The organism is Mixta sp. BE291, from assembly GCF_031457955.1.
Taxonomy (GTDB): Bacteria; Pseudomonadota; Gammaproteobacteria; order Enterobacterales; family Enterobacteriaceae; genus Mixta.
In genome coordinates this window covers 445,959-463,543 of record NZ_JAVDXN010000002.1, presented here as the reverse complement: position 1 = coordinate 463,543, position 17,585 = coordinate 445,959, and the positions used below count along the sequence as shown (strand labels likewise).

The 17,585-nt window shown below is 55.7% G+C and carries 17 protein-coding genes; 10 read left to right on the top strand and 7 right to left on the bottom strand.

From position 1 onward, the window contains the following. Positions 1 to 98: 98 nt before the first annotated feature. The 3 genes from mepS to J2X14_RS07225 all read right to left on the bottom strand — a co-directional run bounded on the left by mepS (position 99) and on the right by J2X14_RS07225 (position 2,927). On the bottom strand, positions 99 to 671 hold the full coding sequence (mepS, locus tag J2X14_RS07235; RefSeq protein ID WP_352410539.1) for a bifunctional murein DD-endopeptidase/murein LD-carboxypeptidase: 573 nt from the start codon (positions 669 to 671) through the stop codon (positions 99 to 101). Between the two features lie 520 nt (positions 672 to 1,191). Next, on the bottom strand, positions 1,192 to 1,905 hold the full coding sequence (locus J2X14_RS07230; protein WP_352410538.1) for a phosphatase PAP2 family protein: 714 nt from the start codon (positions 1,903 to 1,905) through the stop codon (positions 1,192 to 1,194). Positions 1,906 to 1,943: 38 nt separating this feature from the next. Next, entirely contained in the window at positions 1,944 to 2,927 is a 984-nt protein-coding gene (locus J2X14_RS07225; RefSeq protein WP_352410537.1) for a CobW family GTP-binding protein, read from the bottom strand. Between the two features lie 106 nt (positions 2,928 to 3,033). Between J2X14_RS07225 and J2X14_RS07220 the strand changes: the two genes are divergently transcribed. Then, positions 3,034 to 3,324 (top strand): YmdA family protein, encoded by a 291-nt coding sequence (locus J2X14_RS07220; protein WP_352410536.1) that lies wholly within the window; start codon positions 3,034 to 3,036, stop codon positions 3,322 to 3,324. A 48-nt stretch (positions 3,325 to 3,372) separates the two neighbouring features. On the opposite strand, the gene yeiP is transcribed toward J2X14_RS07220, so the two are convergent. Then, on the bottom strand, positions 3,373 to 3,945 hold the full coding sequence (gene yeiP, locus J2X14_RS07215; protein ID WP_352410535.1) for an elongation factor P-like protein YeiP: 573 nt from the start codon (positions 3,943 to 3,945) through the stop codon (positions 3,373 to 3,375). 152 nt (positions 3,946 to 4,097) lie between these two features. On the opposite strand from yeiP, the gene J2X14_RS07210 reads away from it, so the two are divergent. The 4 genes from J2X14_RS07210 (at position 4,098) to fruA (ending at position 8,656) form a co-directional block, all read left to right on the top strand. Beyond that, the gene (locus J2X14_RS07210) at positions 4,098 to 4,355 is read left to right on the top strand and encodes a YkgJ family cysteine cluster protein (protein ID WP_352410534.1); all 258 of its coding nucleotides are present in this window, start codon (positions 4,098 to 4,100) and stop codon (positions 4,353 to 4,355) included. A gap of 506 nt (positions 4,356 to 4,861) precedes the next feature. Beyond that, positions 4,862 to 5,995 carry a fused PTS fructose transporter subunit IIA/HPr protein gene (fruB, locus tag J2X14_RS07205; RefSeq protein WP_352410533.1) on the top strand — a complete coding sequence of 378 codons (1,134 nt, stop codon included), beginning with the start codon at positions 4,862 to 4,864 and terminating at the stop codon, positions 5,993 to 5,995. Further along, positions 5,992 to 6,930, top strand: a complete 939-nt coding sequence (fruK, locus tag J2X14_RS07200) for a 1-phosphofructokinase (protein ID WP_352410532.1) — start codon at positions 5,992 to 5,994, stop codon at positions 6,928 to 6,930. The genes fruB and fruK overlap by 4 nt, the downstream gene beginning before the upstream one ends. Positions 6,931 to 6,946: 16 nt before the next feature. Beyond that, on the top strand, positions 6,947 to 8,656 hold the full coding sequence (fruA, locus tag J2X14_RS07195) for a PTS fructose transporter subunit IIBC (RefSeq protein ID WP_352410531.1): 1,710 nt from the start codon (positions 6,947 to 6,949) through the stop codon (positions 8,654 to 8,656). 138 nt (positions 8,657 to 8,794) lie between these two features. On the opposite strand, the gene J2X14_RS07190 is transcribed toward fruA, so the two are convergent. The 3 genes from J2X14_RS07190 to J2X14_RS07180 form a co-directional block, all read right to left on the bottom strand. Beyond that, positions 8,795 to 10,216, bottom strand: a complete 1,422-nt coding sequence (locus tag J2X14_RS07190; RefSeq protein ID WP_352410530.1) for a hypothetical protein — start codon at positions 10,214 to 10,216, stop codon at positions 8,795 to 8,797. A gap of 172 nt (positions 10,217 to 10,388) precedes the next feature. Continuing rightward, the gene (nfo, locus tag J2X14_RS07185; protein ID WP_352410529.1) at positions 10,389 to 11,249 is read right to left on the bottom strand and encodes a deoxyribonuclease IV; all 861 of its coding nucleotides are present in this window, start codon (positions 11,247 to 11,249) and stop codon (positions 10,389 to 10,391) included. A gap of 55 nt (positions 11,250 to 11,304) precedes the next feature. After that, positions 11,305 to 12,363 (bottom strand): YeiH family putative sulfate export transporter, encoded by a 1,059-nt coding sequence (locus J2X14_RS07180; protein WP_352410528.1) that lies wholly within the window; start codon positions 12,361 to 12,363, stop codon positions 11,305 to 11,307. A 109-nt stretch (positions 12,364 to 12,472) separates the two neighbouring features. On the opposite strand from J2X14_RS07180, the gene J2X14_RS07175 reads away from it, so the two are divergent. The 5 genes from J2X14_RS07175 (at position 12,473) to J2X14_RS07155 (ending at position 17,427) form a co-directional block, all read left to right on the top strand. Beyond that, positions 12,473 to 12,853: a YkvA family protein gene (locus tag J2X14_RS07175; protein WP_352410527.1), complete on the top strand. Its 381-nt coding sequence runs from the start codon at positions 12,473 to 12,475 to the stop codon at positions 12,851 to 12,853. A 10-nt stretch (positions 12,854 to 12,863) separates the two neighbouring features. Further along, positions 12,864 to 13,730 carry a DNA-binding transcriptional regulator YeiE gene (gene yieE, locus J2X14_RS07170; RefSeq protein WP_352410526.1) on the top strand — a complete coding sequence of 289 codons (867 nt, stop codon included), beginning with the start codon at positions 12,864 to 12,866 and terminating at the stop codon, positions 13,728 to 13,730. Positions 13,731 to 13,857: 127 nt separating this feature from the next. Further along, a complete protein-coding gene (locus J2X14_RS07165; RefSeq protein ID WP_352410525.1) occupies positions 13,858 to 15,324 on the top strand; it encodes an amino acid permease in 1,467 nt (488 codons plus the stop codon). Between the two features lie 232 nt (positions 15,325 to 15,556). Then, positions 15,557 to 16,639, top strand: a complete 1,083-nt coding sequence (locus tag J2X14_RS07160; protein ID WP_352410524.1) for a FecCD family ABC transporter permease — start codon at positions 15,557 to 15,559, stop codon at positions 16,637 to 16,639. Beyond that, positions 16,639 to 17,427 carry an ABC transporter ATP-binding protein gene (locus J2X14_RS07155; RefSeq protein ID WP_352410523.1) on the top strand — a complete coding sequence of 263 codons (789 nt, stop codon included), beginning with the start codon at positions 16,639 to 16,641 and terminating at the stop codon, positions 17,425 to 17,427. Before J2X14_RS07160 ends, J2X14_RS07155 begins: the two co-directional genes overlap by 1 nt. The last annotated feature ends 158 nt before the right edge of the window (positions 17,428 to 17,585 follow it).

The following is a 17,585-nucleotide window of genomic DNA, read 5'->3' as shown; positions in this document are numbered from 1 at the left end:
GCCAGATCATTTTTCAAAATAGTGAGTATTGGGACGAAAAAAACGCTGCCGTGGCAGCGTTTTTAATTGCTCATTAAATAAAACTTCAGGGATAAAAATTAACTTTGTGTCCGGCTCAATACCCGTCGTCCATCGCGATAACGTTTTTTCCAGTAGGTGTCGTTAAGACTGGAAATCATCACGCCGCTGCTGGTAGAAGCATGGACAAAATTGTCATTGCCCAGGTAAATCCCAACGTGGCGGCCGGTAGAGCCCGCGCGGAACATCACCAGATCGCCAGGACGCAGCTTGCTGCGTGCGATCTGACGGCCAGAATCTTTTTGCTCTGAGGTTGAGCGCGGCAGGTCAAGGCCGAATTGTTCACGGAAAGTCAGCTGTACAAAGGCGGAGCAATCAATGCCGTGTTTAGTGGTACCGCCTAAACGATAACGCACGCCTTTCCAGTCGGCATATTGTTCCAGAATGCGCGATTTAATATCGACATTCTGCACCATTTGTTCAAATTCATCCTGAGACGCTTGAAGTAAAAAACCATTCTGGTTATTCACTGCATGGGTCTCAGTTTGCGCGTTTTGTCCGTGATGACCACTACATGCTGAGAGTAACGTCGCCAGCGCGACAGCAGGAATTGCCCGCAAGATATATCTCAGAAACGGTTGAGATTTGACCATTGTGTTTATTATCCCTTGAAGTCCTTACGACCGGAGGTCGCTGATTAATGAGCAAAACGGCACGAGATTAAATACTCCCGACACATAAGACAATTTCTGAATCTTTAAAATGTGTAAATACGCACATTTTTCTTTTACAGAAGCGCACATTACGTACGACTTTTGCCGGGTTGTGGCTGAGGTTAACCGATTGCAAGCCGCATGGCGAGTGGTTTTACGCACTTTTTTATAGGTTTTTTTGATGTGAAATCAATACATAACCATTTGGTTACTTTATCGACAAATTTGTGCAAATAATGGCGGGATTAAAGGGGGTTTAAACGGTTAGTTTATTGGATGGCGAAAGTTTTCAGAAAAAACGGGCTGGACAGGCGAGGCGGCACAGCAATATTCGGTTCTGGCGGTCATCATTATTTCTTCTGACCAGCTAATTAGCAGACTAATAATCCATCGATAAAAAAAGCCCCGGCAGCAATAATCTGGCGGAGCTTTTCTCTTTATCGCCCGTGCGGGCGGGCGCTTAGCGCGACCGGGCTGGCTTGTGTTTGCCTGGCAGCGTACGCCAGAGCCAGTTAACCAGCCAGTCGCTGGCTGGCGTTATCAACCACCAGCTCAGGCCCACCAGCACCACCGAGAGCGAGCCCACAGCGACATCGGTAAACCAGTGCGCGCCCGCCATAATGCGCGGCAGAGAAAACAGCACCACAATCACCAGCGCCATGGCAAAGGCGCTTTTGCCGAAATAACGCAGCATAAAGCAGGCGAAAATAATCAGCATCATGCCGTGATCGCCAGGGAAACTATCTTTCGAGGCGTCCTTGGCGGGAATGCCGGTCAGCTCGCTGACGCGATAAGCCTGATCAAAAAACAGCGTTGGGCTGGAATGTTTTACCGGCAGCAGATGACCAAGCTGGTTTAACACCACCGCTGTCAACAGCATACAGATGCCGATCGCCAGCATCCGGCGACGGCCTTCCGGCGTCTCACGCCGCCAAAATGACCAGTACAGCAGCCCCATCGCCAGCAGCGATACCGCATCAAAACCGCGATAGTTGGTGATCGCCAGCAGCATAGCAAACGCATGGCTGGTGGCCATATGCTGATTGAACCAGAAAAATATCCCTTTATCGATACCGAACCAGGCGCCGTGATCGGCAGGCAAAAACCAGGATAAAAACAGCACTACCCCAAGCAGATTCAGCAGCAGGATACTCGCCAAGCGTTTTGCGTTCATAGGGAACTCGTAGCAAAGGTCAAAAATAGCGGCATAGATTAGGACTTTTCGCTTAAACGGAGTTTCAACAACTCGCTTTGTAGCTGGTTCCAGTCCGCTTCGCTGTCATGAATAATTTCAATTCGGCTATCCGGCGGCGGCGTCTGACGCGTTTCAATATGAAAATCGGCGCCCTGACGATTAATGCTGACCGCGCCTTCCGCAATACGTACCACCCCTTTGACGCGTGATACCGGCGCCAGACGCGCCCACTCAAGAATACCGATGGTATCGAACAGCGTATCGCTATCAAAGGCCCAGCCGCAGGCATAGTAACCCTGGCCCTGATTAAACGCCCGACGCCAGCGCGCGTTAGGGTCGAGCCGTAGCGCGGCGAGACCTGAATTACGATGGGCGTGTTGATGCGCCTCGCTTTGCGGCAGCGCCCGCAGGTTACGGCGCGGCTGCGCTAATAACGCCGGATCGATGCGACCATATTCAGTACAGACCAACAGACGATCGCCCAGCTGCTCCGCCTGCCACTGCGCCAGCGCCTGCCGATCCTGCTGCTGCCAGCGATCCTGTTTGTTCGCGATAACGATATCCGCTGCGGCCAGCTGATCGCGGAAATTTTCATTGGTGCATACGCGGGCATCGCTGAGCTGACGCGGATCGAGCAATGTCAACGAGGCCTGAAGCGTCAGCCACGGCTGATAAACCTCGGCGCTCAGCATATCGATAATCTGTTTCGGATGGCCCAGGCCGGTAGGCTCGATCAGCAGCCGATCAAGCTGATGCTGACGCAGCAGCATGTTTAATCCCACCTGCATCGGCAGACCGTTCACACAGCACATGCAGCCGCCGGGGATCTCTTTCAGCACGGCACCGCTTTCCGCCAGCAGCGCGCCATCAATGCCAATTTCGCCAAATTCATTAACCAGTATGGCCCAATTTTCGCCCTCCGGTTTCTGCGCCAGTAAATGCAATAGCGTGGTGGTTTTACCGCTGCCAAGAAACCCGGTAATCAGGTTGACCTGGATCATTAAAATCTCCTTTTATTCATTTATTCGTCTTCAGCCGCGGCGACAAAGGCGCGCGTTGCCGTTAATAATATTTTTACGCTGAGTAAATTAACGGGAGGCGATAACGATGGAATGTAAAACGGGCTTAGCCTTAATAGTAACGCTGTTAACCCTTTCTGCTTTTAGTCACGCCGCAACGGTAAGCATTTACGGCTCGCTACAGGAGCCTGGCTGTGATACAGCCGTAACGCAGCAGACGTTAGATATTACATGTTACCGACAAGGTCAGTGGGTGCGTCAGTTCCAGCCGTTAGCGCGCCTTGCCCACGCGCAACAGGCGGAGCAGGGCATGCAAACTGAGCTGAAATGGCTGGATAAGCAGCAGCAACGGGGAGTGATTATCATCAGCTATCGGTGAAAACCAAATGTTATAATGTAACATTTGGTTTGCGGCGAGTACGCGGTGTTAGTCGGCGCGGCCCATATAGCGACGCTCGGCAATATGAATACGGATTTTATCGCCGTTGCTAAGATATTCCGGCACCTGGATCGATAAGCCGGTGGCCATTACCGCCGGTTTGGTGCGCGCGCTGGCGGAAGCGCCTTTGATACCCGGCGAGGTATCGACAATTTCCAAATCAACAGTTTGCGGCAATTCCAGCGCCAGCACCTGCCCATCCATTGTCAGCACCTGCATACCCGGCATGCCGCCTTCCGGTATAAACAGCAGTTCTTCTTCGATCTGCTCTTTCTTCAGGATGTAAGGGGTGTAATCTTCTTCATCCATAAAGACATATTCATCGCCATCCACATAGGAGAAGGTGACGGAACGGCGCACCAGCGAAATGGCATCAATGATATCGTCGCCTTTAAAACGCTCTTCTACCTTCATTCCAGTACGAATATCGGTAAAACGCATTTTATACAGGGTCGAGGCGCCGCGTGCGCTGGGGCTTTGAATATCAATGTCTTTCACCAGCAGCAGCTTGCCGTTCCAGGTAACGGCCATACCGCGTTTAATTTCGTTAGCTTTTGGCATGTAAACTCTCTCTGCATCGTGATAATTAAGAATCGCGACAAAGTACTCCCGGCCAGCAGAACAGGCAAGATCCCGCAGTGATTTTTAGCGAGGCAGATAGCATTTCCCGTAACGGACTGCTATTGTCGCGCAGTTTTCAGCGGGAGAAAGGTATGGAATGTCGTAGCGGTTGTGGGGCCTGTTGTACAGCGCCATCCATTTCATCACCTATTCCCGGCATGCCGCACGGTAAGCCAGCCAATACGCCCTGTGTGCAGCTGGATGCCGACCAGCGCTGTAAAATCTTTGCTTCGCCGCTGCGGCCCAAAGTATGTGCTGGCTTGCAGCCCTCCGCCGAGATGTGCGGCGCTTCACGCGATCAGGCGCTGACCTGGCTGCTGACGCTGGAAGCGGCGACTGCACCCTGGTAGCGCGCCCGCCAGCGCACCGATCTGCTATTGCACTGGTCAGCCAGTCCGTTATTGCATCACGACTGCACGACTGCACGACTGCACGACTGCACGACTGCACGACTGCACGACTGCACGACTGCACGACTGCACGACTGCACGATTTCACCCGTCCCTGAGTCCACGATCTTATCCAGTGTCCCTCATCTGTCTGTTCACCTTTTTTTTACCTTTGGCGTTATCGTTGTTTCTGCTTTGCTGATGCCTGCTGAAACCAGACGAGAGATGACGCTTTTGGTCAGCTGCGACGTCAGCACTGCTGCAGAATTATTCTGAAAAGGTAAATGAAATGTGCGTTGCTTCAAAAATATGCTACGTCGTTTCAGACATAACTTGCGCGTTAAGGGTACTCTGTACCAAACTGATTGAAACGTTTCAGCGTTATCTCGGTAGTAAAGTTGGCATGGGATAACGCTTTTTTTCTCAATACAGCTGAAACGATTCAATTTCGGCAGGAGAGGAGAACTATGTTCCAGCTCGATATCAAGGCTATCCATCCAGGGCAAACAGCCAGTAATAAAGAAGAGGCTATTCGTCAGGTCGCCGCCGCGCTCACTGCCGCAGGCAACGTTGGCGAAGGCTATGTCAACGGCATGCTGGCCCGCGAACAGCAAACTTCAACCTATCTGGGCAACGGCATCGCAATCCCTCACGGCACCACCGATACCCGCGATCTGGTTCAGCAAACCGGCGTGCAGGTGTTTCAGTTTCCGCAAGGCATTAACTGGGGCGACGATCAAACCGCGTACGTGGTTATCGGGATCGCCGCCCGTTCCGATGAGCATCTGGCATTGCTGCGTCAGTTGACTCATGTGCTGAGCGACGATGATGTCGCCGCGCAATTAAGAACCACTCACTCTGCCGAAGAGCTGCGCAGCCTGTTGATGGGCGAAAAGCAGGGCAGCGAATTTAAATTTGATACCTCACTGATTGCCGTGGACGTTAACGCCAGCGACTTAATCACGCTCCAGGCGCTTAACGCGGGCCGCTTACAGCAGGCTGGCGTGGTTGACGCCAGCTTTGTCGCTCAGGTTATCAGCGCGCAGCCGCTGAACCTTGGCCAGGGCATCTGGCTGAACGACAGCACCAGCGGCAATCTGGGCAGCGCCGTAGCGGTGAGCCGCGCCGCGCAGCCTTTTGATATCGAAGGCGAAACGGCCGTCATGCTGGTGACCGTGGCAGTGACCGATGATAAGCCGCTGCAGGTGCTCAACTACTTAAGCGATCTGCTGCTGAAAAACAAAGCGGAGCGTCTGCTGAAAGCCGATGCCGCTGGCGTGCTGGCGTTGTTGACCAGCGAAGTGGATGAGCAGGCGGAAGTGCTGACGGCGGAATTTATTATCCGCAACGAACACGGCCTGCATGCCCGTCCGGGCACCGCGCTGGTCAGCGTGATCAAGCAGTTTAATTGTGATGTCACCATTACCAACCTTGACGGCAGCGGCAAACCGGCCAACGGACGCAGCCTGATGAAAGTCGTGGCGCTGGGCGTGAAAAAAGGTCATCGCCTGCGCTTTACCGCCAGCGGTGAAGATGCGCAGCAGGCGCTGAACGCCATTGAAGAGGCGATCAATAACGGTCTTGGCGAGGGGGCAGCATGAGCAGACGCGTCGCAACCATTACGCTGAATCCGGCCTATGATCTGGTGGGGTATTGCCCGGAGATCGAGCGCGGAGAAGTTAACCTGGTGAAAACCACCGGCCTGCATGCCGCGGGCAAAGGCATTAACGTGGCGAAGGTGCTGAAGGATTTGGGCATTGACGTTACCGTCGGCGGCTTTCTCGGCAAGGAAAACCAGGACGGCTTTCAACATCTGTTTAGCGAACTGGGCATTGCCAACCGCTTTCAGGTGGTGCCGGGCCGCACGCGCATCAACGTCAAGCTTACCGAGCAGGATGGTGAAGTCACCGACCTGAATTTCTCCGGTTTCGACGTCAGCGCGCAGGATTGGGAACGCTTCACCACCGATTCGTTAACCTGGCTTGGGCAGTTCGACATGGTTTGCGTAAGCGGCAGCCTGCCCGCTGGCGTCGCGCCGGAAGCCTTTACCCGCTGGATGAGCGATCTGCGCGCCCAGTGCCCATGCATTATTTTCGATAGCAGCCGCGAAGCGCTGGTTGCGGGGCTGAAAGCCGCGCCGTGGCTGGTGAAACCCAACCGCCGCGAGCTGGAAATCTGGGCCGGACGCAAGCTGCCGACGCTGGAAGATGTTATCGAAGCCGCGCATGCGTTACGCGAACAGGGTATCGCGCATGTGGTGATTTCGCTGGGTGCGGAAGGCGCGCTGTGGGTTAACGCCTCCGGCGAATGGATCGCCAAACCGCCCGCATGTGAAGTGGTCAGCACCGTAGGCGCGGGCGACTCCATGGTTGGCGGACTGATTTACGGTCTGCTGATGCGCGAATCAAGCGAACATACGCTGCGCCTGGCGACCGCCGTTGCGGCACTGGCGGTAAGCCAAAGCAATGTCGGCGTAACCGATCGTACTCAGTTGGCCGCGATGATGGCGCGCGTCGACCTGAAACCCTTTAACTGACAGCAGGAGAGGTAGAATGAAAACGCTGCTGATGACAGATCCTTCGCTGGGGCAGGCCTCCGGCTATATGGCAAAACAACGTATTACGGCGGCGGCGGGCAACGCAGGCCTGACGCTGGTGGAAAATCCTGCCGATGCTGAGCTGGTGATTGTGCTGGGCAACAAACAGCCCACTGACAGCGTGCTGAATGGCAAAGCGGTATGGATGGGCGAGGCGGCGCAGGCGCTGCGCGATCCGCAGGCTTTCCTGGCGCGTGCAAAAACAGAAGCAAAACCCTGGCAGGCGCCGGCCGCTGAGCCGATCGCCGCACCGGCGGCGGGCGCTGGCAGCGCTGCAACCGGCACAAAACGTATTGTTGCGGTGACCGCCTGTCCAACCGGCGTAGCGCATACCTTTATGGCTGCCGAAGCCATCGAAACCGAAGCGAAAAAACGCGGCTGGTGGGTAAAAGTGGAAACGCGCGGTTCGGTCGGCGCGGGCAACCCGATTTCGCCGCAGGAAATTGCGGACGCTGATTTGGTGATCGTGGCGGCGGATATCGAAGTGGATCTGGCAAAATTTGCCGGTAAGCCGATGTACCGCACCTCTACCGGTCTGGCGCTGAAGAAAACCGCGCAGGAGTTGGATAAGGCGCAGGCGGAAGCGCGGCCTTACCAGCCGAAAGGCGGCGCGTCAGGTGCCGCTAACGACGGCGAGCAGAAAGAGCGCGCCGGAGCCTATCGTCATCTGTTGACCGGCGTTTCCTATATGTTGCCGATGGTGGTGGCGGGCGGCCTGTCGATTGCGCTTTCCTTTGCCTTTGGTATTACCGCGTTCAAAGAGCAGGGCACGCTGGCAGCAGCGCTGATGCAGATCGGCGGCGGCACCGCTTTTGCGCTGATGGTGCCGGTGCTGGCAGGCTTTATCGCTTTCTCTATCGCCGACCGCCCGGGCCTGACGCCGGGTCTGATTGGCGGCATGCTGGCCAGCTCAATTAACGCCGGTTTCCTTGGCGGGATCATTGCTGGTTTTATTGCCGGTTACGTCGCGAAGTTCCTGAGCAGCAAAGTGAAGCTGCCGCAGAGTATGGAAGCGCTGAAGCCGATATTGATTATTCCGCTGGTGGCAAGCCTGATCACCGGTCTGCTGATGATTTACGTGGTCGGTACGCCGGTCGCGAAAATCATGGAAGGTCTGACGCACTGGCTGGGCAATATGGGCACGGCGAATGCGGTGCTGCTGGGCGCGATTCTGGGCGGCATGATGTGTGCTGATATGGGCGGACCGATTAACAAAGTCGCCTATGCGTTTGGCGTGGGTCTGCTGAGTTCGCAAACCTATGCGCCGATGGCGGCGATTATGGCTGCCGGTATGGTGCCGCCGCTGGCGATGGGTGTTGCAACGCTGTTGGCGCGCCGGAAATTTAATAAAGGTCAGCAGGAGGGCGGCAAAGCGGCGCTGGTGCTGGGACTCTGTTTTATTTCCGAAGGGGCGATTCCGTTTGCCGCTCGCGATCCGATGCGCGTTCTGCCTTGCTGTATCGTTGGCGGCGCGGTAACCGGCGCGATTTCGATGATGGTTGGCGCGAAACTGATGGCGCCGCACGGCGGTCTGTTTGTGCTGCTGATCCCTGGCGCGATTACGCCGGTGCTGGGTTATCTGCTGGCGATTGTGGTAGGTACGGCGTTGGCAGGCATCTCTTATGCGGTGCTGAAGCGTCCAGAAGCTGAGCTGGCGAAAGCCTGAGTCAGCGGTTCACGGTAGTAAAAAGCCAGCCTGCGGGCTGGCTTTTTTTTGGTCATGCGATCGCGCGGGACGCTTTACTCTCCGGCTTGCACGCCCCGTGCTTTAAATTGGGTGCCGGTCGGCGCGGGGCGTTTTGCACTAGCGGCGCAGCGTAACGTCGCTGAGCGTGATCTGTTGATCTTTCCCTTTCTCGCGGCGCTCCAGCGGCAGGAAAATATTCAGGTCGGTTAAAAAAGCGGAAACCGTAGTGACATTGTCATCACCGCCGCGCTGCTCACAGCGTACCCGCCAGTAGCTGCCGCTAAAGGCGGGATTCAGCGTACGGGCTTCCTCTTTATCCGCCACAACGCAGGATTCGCTTAGCGTATTAACCTTTTTCTTTTCGCCCAGCTCGCTGTTTTTTACCGTGGTATCGTAGCGCTGTCCCTGATAAAGCGGGAAACGCAGCGTGGTCTCAAGCGTTTGGGTCTGGTTGGGCAGGGCGCTGATAGAAAGGGCGGACTGCATCTGAATGCTGTTTGCCACCATAATGCGCTGTGCTTTAAACAGACGATAGTCATCTAAACGCACCACCAGCCCGTCGGCACGCGCATCCATTGTGTAACCTACTTTGTCGCCGGTGCTGCTGGTCTCTGTCCAGCTGAGGCGCTGAAACTTCGGCATCGCCCAGCCTTTAACCAGCGTTTGCGCTTTCTGCATCACCGCCGCATCCAACGGAAACCGATCCAGCCATTGCGTCTGATTATCATCAAACTGCGGCATCATTGGGCCGAGAACCTGGTCAGCCTTCTTGCCTGTTTTATTTACGTAGCGGCCCAGCCCGTTAAAATCCGCGCCATCCGGCAGCTGGCAAATTTTATTAAAAGCCTCGGTAGTGGCTGGCGTCGTGTCAAAACTGTCGGCACGGCGTATCACCTGTTTATCGATCAGGCTGTCGGTAACGTAACCCTGCGGATCGACATCCAGCGCGCCGATAACCTTATCCACCCGCGATGTGCAGTTATATAAATGCTGTTCGATCTTTAAATCAAAGGGCGCATCATAGGGCGGATCCCAACTGATCTTATCGTAGCCAAAACCGATCTTAACGATCAGGTTATCGCCCGCCCGCACGATATTGGCGCGATCGAGTAGCGTTGGCGTGCCCCAGCTGTTCTCTTTTTCCACATAGACCCAATCCGTCTCTTTTAATTTGCTGTTACAAAGCAAGGCGATCTGTTCCGGCGTGACGTCATGGCTGGGCTGCGGCGGCGCATAATGCGCCAGGCTGTCGCCGTAAAAACGATGTTCGGTCTGGCCTTCACTGTCCAGCATGTCCCAATAGAGACGGAAGCCCTGCCGTTGTGAACAGTCAACCGCCGTCCAGCGCTGGATTAGCTGCCCATCGCTAAAGGTCACGTTGCTGACCATATTGATATGGTTATTCAGGCGCATGATCATAAAAGGATTAATCCAGATGGATTTGATCGTTTTAGGCTGGTCACCTGTGCTGGCATAGCCAAATGGCGTGGCGGTAAGCGCCGCAAACAACCATGCTGCTGGCAAAACAAAGCGTTTCATTCTTATGTCCCTGTAACATCAATAAGATGTTTCTATCGGCGTTCTCACGCCTGACTTAAGCACTTTTTATGATGTTATCCAGCTGAAGCGGCCGTAGGCGGCGGGTTTAAAGGAGAGCGGGCAGAGGAAATGAAAAGAGGAATGCCAGCCCAGCGGGCTGGCAAAAGCGCGGTTAATCGATGCTGGCGGCAGGCTGCTGCTGTGACTTCAGCCAGGCAATTTCATCTTTCCAGATATCAGGATTAATGGTTTCCAGAATCAGCGGAATATTGTCAAAGCGGCTGTCTTTCATCAGCCAGCTAAACACGGTTTTGCCAATATTGCCTTCGCCCAGACTGTGATGCCGATCGACACGGCTGGCATAGGCGCTTTTCGCATCGTTCAGATGCATGCCGCGCAAATACTGAAAGCCCACGATGCGCTCAAACTCGGCGAAGGTCGCCTCGCAGTCCGCTTCGCTGCGCAGATCGTAACCACCGGCAAATGCGTGACAGGTATCAATGCAGACGCCGACGCGTGACTTATCTTCTACCCGATCGATAATTGCCGCCAGATGCTCAAAGCGGTAACCCAGGTTGCTGCCCTGACCGGCGGTGTTTTCAATCACGGCGGTGACGCCAGTGGTGTTATCCAGCGCAATATTCACCGATTCCGCGATGCGTTGCAGGCACGCATCTTCATCGATCTGGCTCAGATGGCTGCCGGGGTGGAAATTAAGCAGCGAAAGCCCCAGCTGCTCGCAGCGCTGTAGCTCATCGATAAACGCCTTGCGCGATTTCTCCAGCGGCTCTTCCTGCGGATGACCGAGGTTAATTAAAAAACTGTCATGGGGCAGAATTTGACCGCTGCTGTAGCCATATTTTTCGCAGGCGCTGCGAAAGGCATCAATGGTCGCGGTGGATAGCGGCGCTGCCCGCCATTGCCGCTGATTTTTGGTAAACAGCGCAAAAGCGGTTGCTTCCAGTTCATGAGCGCGTAACACCGCCTGTTCCACACCGCCCGCCGCACTGACGTGCGCGCCAATAAATTTCATGCTGTTCTCCTGTTAATAGCCCGCCTGAGCAGGCAGGCCATGATAACTGATGCGCCTAAGGCAGGAAATGGTGAACCAGCAGGTTAATGGCGCCGCCGCCCAGCAGCAGCCAGATAAACAGCATCAGACCCAGCAGCAGCGGGCGCACGCCAGCCTGTTTAAACGCGCTGATGTGCGTGGTCAGTCCCAGCGCCGCCATCGCCATTGCCAGCAGCACGGTATTAATCTGGTTAATCAGCGTGATCCAGTGGTGCGGCAGCAGATGAAACGAGTTAAACAGCGCCACCGCAATAAACATTAAAGCAAACCAGGGAAACGGCAGGGCGCTTTTCTGCGTCGGGCGCTGCGGGCTGTGACGCTGGATCCACGCGGAAAGCAGCAGCAGAAACGGCGCCAGCATCATTACCCGCAGCATTTTAGCGATCACCGCAGCATTTTCCGCCTCCGGGCCGATGGCGTGGCCTGCGGCCACCACCTGCGCCACCTCATGCACCGTTGAACCTGTATAGATGCCGAACTGCGTCGCGGTCAGCGCCGGAAACAGCTGATGCGCCAGCGGCCAGAGCAGTGGCCAGATAAAAATCGCCAGCGTGCCGAACAGCACCACGGTCGCGATCGCCACCGCCACTTTGGCCGCCTGCGCTTTGACGACCGGCTCGGTCGCCAGTACGGCGGCGGCACCACAGATGCTGCTGCCCGCGCCGATCAGCCAGCAGCTCTCCCGATCCAGCCCCAGCCAGCGGCGGCCCAGCCAGCAGGCCAGCAAAAACGTTGAGCTCAGCGTCAGCGCATCAATAACAATGCCGCTGATGCCCACGCCCGCAATCTGCTGGAAAGTCAGCCGAAAACCGTACAGGATAATCCCCAGCCGCAGCAGGCGCTGCTTCGCCAGCAGCACGCCGCTGTCACAAACAGCATGCAGATGCGGATAAAGGGTATTACCCAACAGCATGCCGATAACGATCGCCAGCGTCAGCCCGCTCAGGCCCAGCGCGGCAAAACTATGCTGGCTGCCCAGCGTGAGCGCAGCAGCGGCAATCAGGCCGGTTAGCAGCAGTCCCGGTAAAAAACGTCCCGGACGAAAATGCGGTTTTGTCAGGGTTAACTCAGCCACAGGCAATCTCCTCTTTCAATGAGGCAAGTGTGCGCCACGCCTGGCTTAAAAGTGAAATTGATTATATATTTATTATTAATCGGAATAAGTAATATAGGCGGAGGGGAACGTGCTGTTTAACCGGATACGCCGCTGGGTGCGGTTGATTAAAAAAGATGGGCTGACGCTATGGTTCGCCTGCCGCGATCCTCAGGCGCCGCTGTGGCTGAAGCTGTTTACCGGGCTGCTGGCGCTGTACGCGGTAAGCCCCGTCGATCTGATACCGGATGTGATTCCGCTGGTGGGCTGGGTAGACGACGCGGTGATCGTGCCGTCAGGCGTAATGCTGCTGCTGCGGATGATGCCGACACCGATACGCGTTCGCAGTCTGGCTTACGTTGAGCAACGGCAGCGGCAGGGCAAAAAATTAATTAGCCGCAGCGGCCTGATATTGCTGCTGCTGCTTTGGCTGGCGCTGATAATGTGGGGCGTCAGGCATTTTATGACGTAAAGGAGCATCAATGCATATTACGCTGCGTCAGATAGAAGTCTTTACCGAGGTGCTGAAAAGCGGCTCTACCACCCAGGCTTCGCAGCAGCTGGCGCTTTCGCAGTCGGCGGTTAGCGCCGCGCTGGCCGATCTGGAAGGGCAACTGGGCGTGCAGCTGTTCGATCGCGTTGGGAAACGGCTGGTGGTGAACGAGCATGGCCGTTTGCTCTATCCGCGCGCGGTGGGGCTGCTGGAGCAGGCAACCGATATTGAGCAGCTGTTTCGTGAAGATAACGGCGCGATTCGCCTTTACGCCAGCAGCACCATCGGCAACTATCTGCTGCCGGGCATGCTTGCCGCCTGGCGGCGCGACTATCCCACGCTGCCGCTGGAGCTGAGCGTAGGCAACAGTCAGGATGTGATCAACGCGGTGGCTGATTTTCGTGTGGATCTTGGACTGATTGAAGGGCCGTGCCACGTCAGCGATATTGTCAGCGAGCCCTGGCTACAGGATGAGCTGGTGGTGTTTGCCGCGCCCGATACGCCGCTGCGTGAGCAGCCGGTTACGCTGGAAAGCCTCGCCGCCGCGCCCTGGATCCTGCGTGAACAGGGATCGGGCACGCGCGAAATTGTCGATTATCTGCTGCTGTCGCATCTGCCGCACTTTCAGCTGGCGCTGGAGCTGGGCAATTCCGAGGCGATCAAGCATGCGGTGCGTCACGGCATGGGCATTAGCTGTTTGTCGCGCCGGGTAATTGCCGAACAGCTGGAAACCGGCTCGCTGGTAGAAATCCCGGTGCCGCTGCCGACGCTGTCGCGCACGCTGTATCGTATTCACCATCGGCAGAAGCATATTTCCAAAGCGCTGAGCCGTTTTCTGAGCTATTGCCGTGAATAAGCGGCAGGCGCTGCTAATAATCCGGCGCGGATCATGAAGGTAACTTATAACGCGGGGTTATCGCTATACTTGACCCGACGAGTTGCTACAATCGCGCCTCTTTTCACCCCATCTACAGCGTTTAAATATGGTTCAGGATAAAAAAACAACACAACAGCCTGGGTTGCAGCGTGCGTTAAAGGCGCGCCATTTGACGATGATCGCCATCGGCGGCTCTATCGGCACCGGGTTATTCGTCGCCTCTGGCGCAACGATCTCGCAGGCCGGTCCCGGCGGCGCGCTGCTTTCTTACGCGCTTATCGGGCTGATGGTCTATTTCTTGATGACCAGTCTCGGTGAACTGGCGGCGTTTATGCCGGTTTCCGGCTCTTTCTCCACCTATGGTGCCAAATATGTCGAAGAGGGTTTTGGCTTCGCGCTTGGCTGGAACTACTGGTACAACTGGGCGGTCACCATCGCCGTTGACCTGGTGGCATCACAGCTGGTGATGAGTTACTGGTTCCCGGATACGCCGGGCTGGATCTGGAGCGCACTGTTCCTCGGCCTGATGTTCCTGCTGAACGTCATCTCGGTAAAAGGCTTTGGCGAGGCGGAATATTGGTTCTCGCTGATCAAAGTCACTACCGTAATTATCTTTATCATTATCGGCATCATGATGATGGTCGGGATTCTGCGCGGCGGCGAGAGCGCTGGCTGGCAGAACTGGCAGATTGGCGACGCGCCTTTCGCTGGCGGTTTTTCGGCGATGATCGGCGTGGCGATGATTGTCGGCTTCTCCTTCCAGGGCACGGAACTTATCGGCATCGCCGCAGGCGAGTCGGAAGATCCGGCGAAAAACATCCCGCGCGCGGTGCGTCAGGTATTCTGGCGTATTCTGCTGTTCTATATCTTCGCCATTCTGATTATCAGCCTGATTATCCCTTACACCGATCCCAGCCTGCTGCGTAACGATGTAAAAGATATCAGCGTCAGCCCGTTTACGCTGGTGTTCCAGCATGCCGGTCTGCTGTCAGCGGCGGCGATAATGAACGCGGTGATCCTGACGGCGGTGCTGTCGGCGGGTAACTCCGGGATGTACGCCTCAACGCGCATGCTGTTTACCCTGGCCAGCGAAGGCAAAGCGCCACGCATTTTCGCTAAGCTGTCGAAAAATGGCGTGCCGCGCAATGCGCTCTACGCCACTACTGTGGTTGCCGCGCTCTGCTTCCTGACCTCGAAGTTTGGTAACCAGCAGGTTTACCTGTGGCTGCTGAACACTTCCGGGATGACCGGCTTTATCGCCTGGCTCGGCATTGCTATCAGCCATTATCGCTTCCGTCGCGGCTATGTGGCGCAGGGGCATAAGCTGGAGGATTTACCGTATCTTTCCGGTTTCTTCCCGCTGGGGCCGATTTTCGCCTTTGTGCTCTGCCTGATTATTACCCTTGGTCAGAACTATCAGGCGTTCCTGGCCGATACCATTGACTGGTATGGCGTAGCCGCTACCTACATCGGTATTCCGCTGTTCCTGATTATCTGGTTTGGTTACAAACTGGTGCGTCGCAGCCGATTTGTACGCTATCGCGATATGGATTTTCCGCGTTTCGGTGACTAACGGTTGATGCAGCAGGGTTAAAAATAAAGGCGCAACGCAGGTTGCGCCTTTTTGCTATCTATACAATGTCACTAATTGCATTGATAATCATTATCGTTTGATTTATTGTTCCAGCCTTTGTCGTTACGCCTCTTTGACGCCAGCGAAAAACCGTTGGTTATCAGGCAGCGCTGCACAGCTGTGAAAGGCGACTCCGCCGTGTCTGACTGAACGGATATTGACAGGATTTAACATGAGTGTAACACCAGATTCCACCCCCTATGCCAGCGCTACGGCGCCTGAGCCGGTGATGGGGCGCTATCATCAGCTGTTACGGCATCGCCTGATGATGATGGGCGTATTGCTGTTGGCCATTCTGGCCTCGCTAATTTTCGATTTTACCCTCGGCCCGTCTGGCCTGACGCTGGACACGCTATGGCATACGCTGTTGCAGCCGGATAGCGTGGATGGCGGAACGCGGGTAATCGTCTGGCAAATCCGTCTGCCCTACGCGCTAATGGCGGTGGTGGTGGGTCTGGCGCTTGGCCTGGCCGGTGCGGAAATGCAAACCATCCTGAATAACCCGCTGGCCAGCCCCTTTACCCTCGGCGTCTCTTCCGCTGCCGCATTCGGCGCCGCGCTGGCAATTATTCTCGGCATTGGCATTCCCGGCATTCCCGATCAATGGTTTATCTCCGGCAATGCCTTTGTCTTTGCACTGTTTGCCGCGCTGATGCTGGATGGCGTCACGCGCTGGACGCGGGTCGCCACCTCTGGCGTGGTGCTGTTTGGTATCGCGCTGGTGTTTACCTTTAACGCGCTGGTTTCCATGCTGCAGTTTATCGCCAGCGAAGACACGCTGCAGGGGCTGGTGTTCTGGACCATGGGCAGCCTGGCGCGCGCCTCGTGGGAAAAACTGGGGATTTTAAGCGCGGCGGTGCTGCTGCTGCTGCCGTTCTCGTTAATGAGCTCATGGAAGCTGACCGCGCTGCGTCTGGGCGAAGATCGCGCCATCAGCTTCGGCATCGATGTACGCCGTCTGCGGCTCGGCACGCTGCTACGCATCAGTATTCTCTCCGCGCTGGCGGTAGCCTTTGTCGGGCCGATCGGTTTTATCGGTCTGGTCGCGCCGCATATTTCCCGGCTGATATTTGGTGAAGATCATCGCTTCTATCTGCCTGCCAGCGCCCTGACCGGCGCGCTGGTGCTCTCTATGGCCTCGGTGGCCTCGAAAAATCTTATCCCGGGCATCATTATTCCGGTTGGCATCGTGACCTCACTGGTGGGCGTGCCGTTCTTCCTGACAATTATTCTGCGTCATCGGGGGAACGTCTGATGGAAGGCTTGCAGATTCGTGGGTTACATACCGGCTATCCGAAACGCAAAGTGATTGAAAACCTCAACGTTCCTCAGCTGCCGCGCGGAAAGATCACCGTGCTGCTGGGGCCAAACGGCTGCGGTAAATCAACATTGCTGCGCTCGCTGGCCGGGTTGAATCAGGCGCAGGGCGAATTATGGCTCAACGGTGAAGAGCTGACGGCGCTGCCTTTTGCCCGGCGCGCGGAAAAAGTGGTTTATCTGCCGCAGTCGCTACCGGCGGGGGTGCATCTGCACGTGCTGGAATCGATTATCGTTGCCCAGCGCGCCTCCGGCGGCTACGGCGGCGGCGCCATCCGCGAAGCAGAGGTCATGGCGCTGTTAGAGCAGTTGGGTATCGCCCATCTGGCATTAAGTTACCTTGACCAGCTTTCCGGCGGGCAAAAACAGCTGGTGGGATTAGCGCAATCATTAATCCGACGGCCGCAGCTGTTATTGCTGGATGAGCCGCTAAGCGCGCTCGATTTAAATTATCAGTTCCACGTCATGGATTTAGTCCGCCGGGAAACCCGCCTGCGTAATATCGTCACCGTAGTGGTGGTTCACGATATTAATATCGCGCTGCGCCATGCGGAGCATGTATTAATGCTACAGCAGGGCAGGTTAATTGCCGATGGCGCGCCGGAAGCGGTGATCACGGCGGAAAGCCTGGCTGAAGTTTACGGCGTGCGCGGCCGTATCGAGCGCTGCTCCCAGGGAACGCCGCAGGTATTAATTGACGGGCTGGTGGCCGAACCGACGCTGTAATTGACTCAGCCCTTATTTTTACGCGCAAGCTTAGTACGGATAAATAAGGGCCAATTTGATACACCATTAAATAATCTCTATTTATAGGGATACTGTTTTTTTATAACTAAGAATTTTCTTAATAAAGCATTCCATCTCGCCAGCCGAAACCTTTTCAG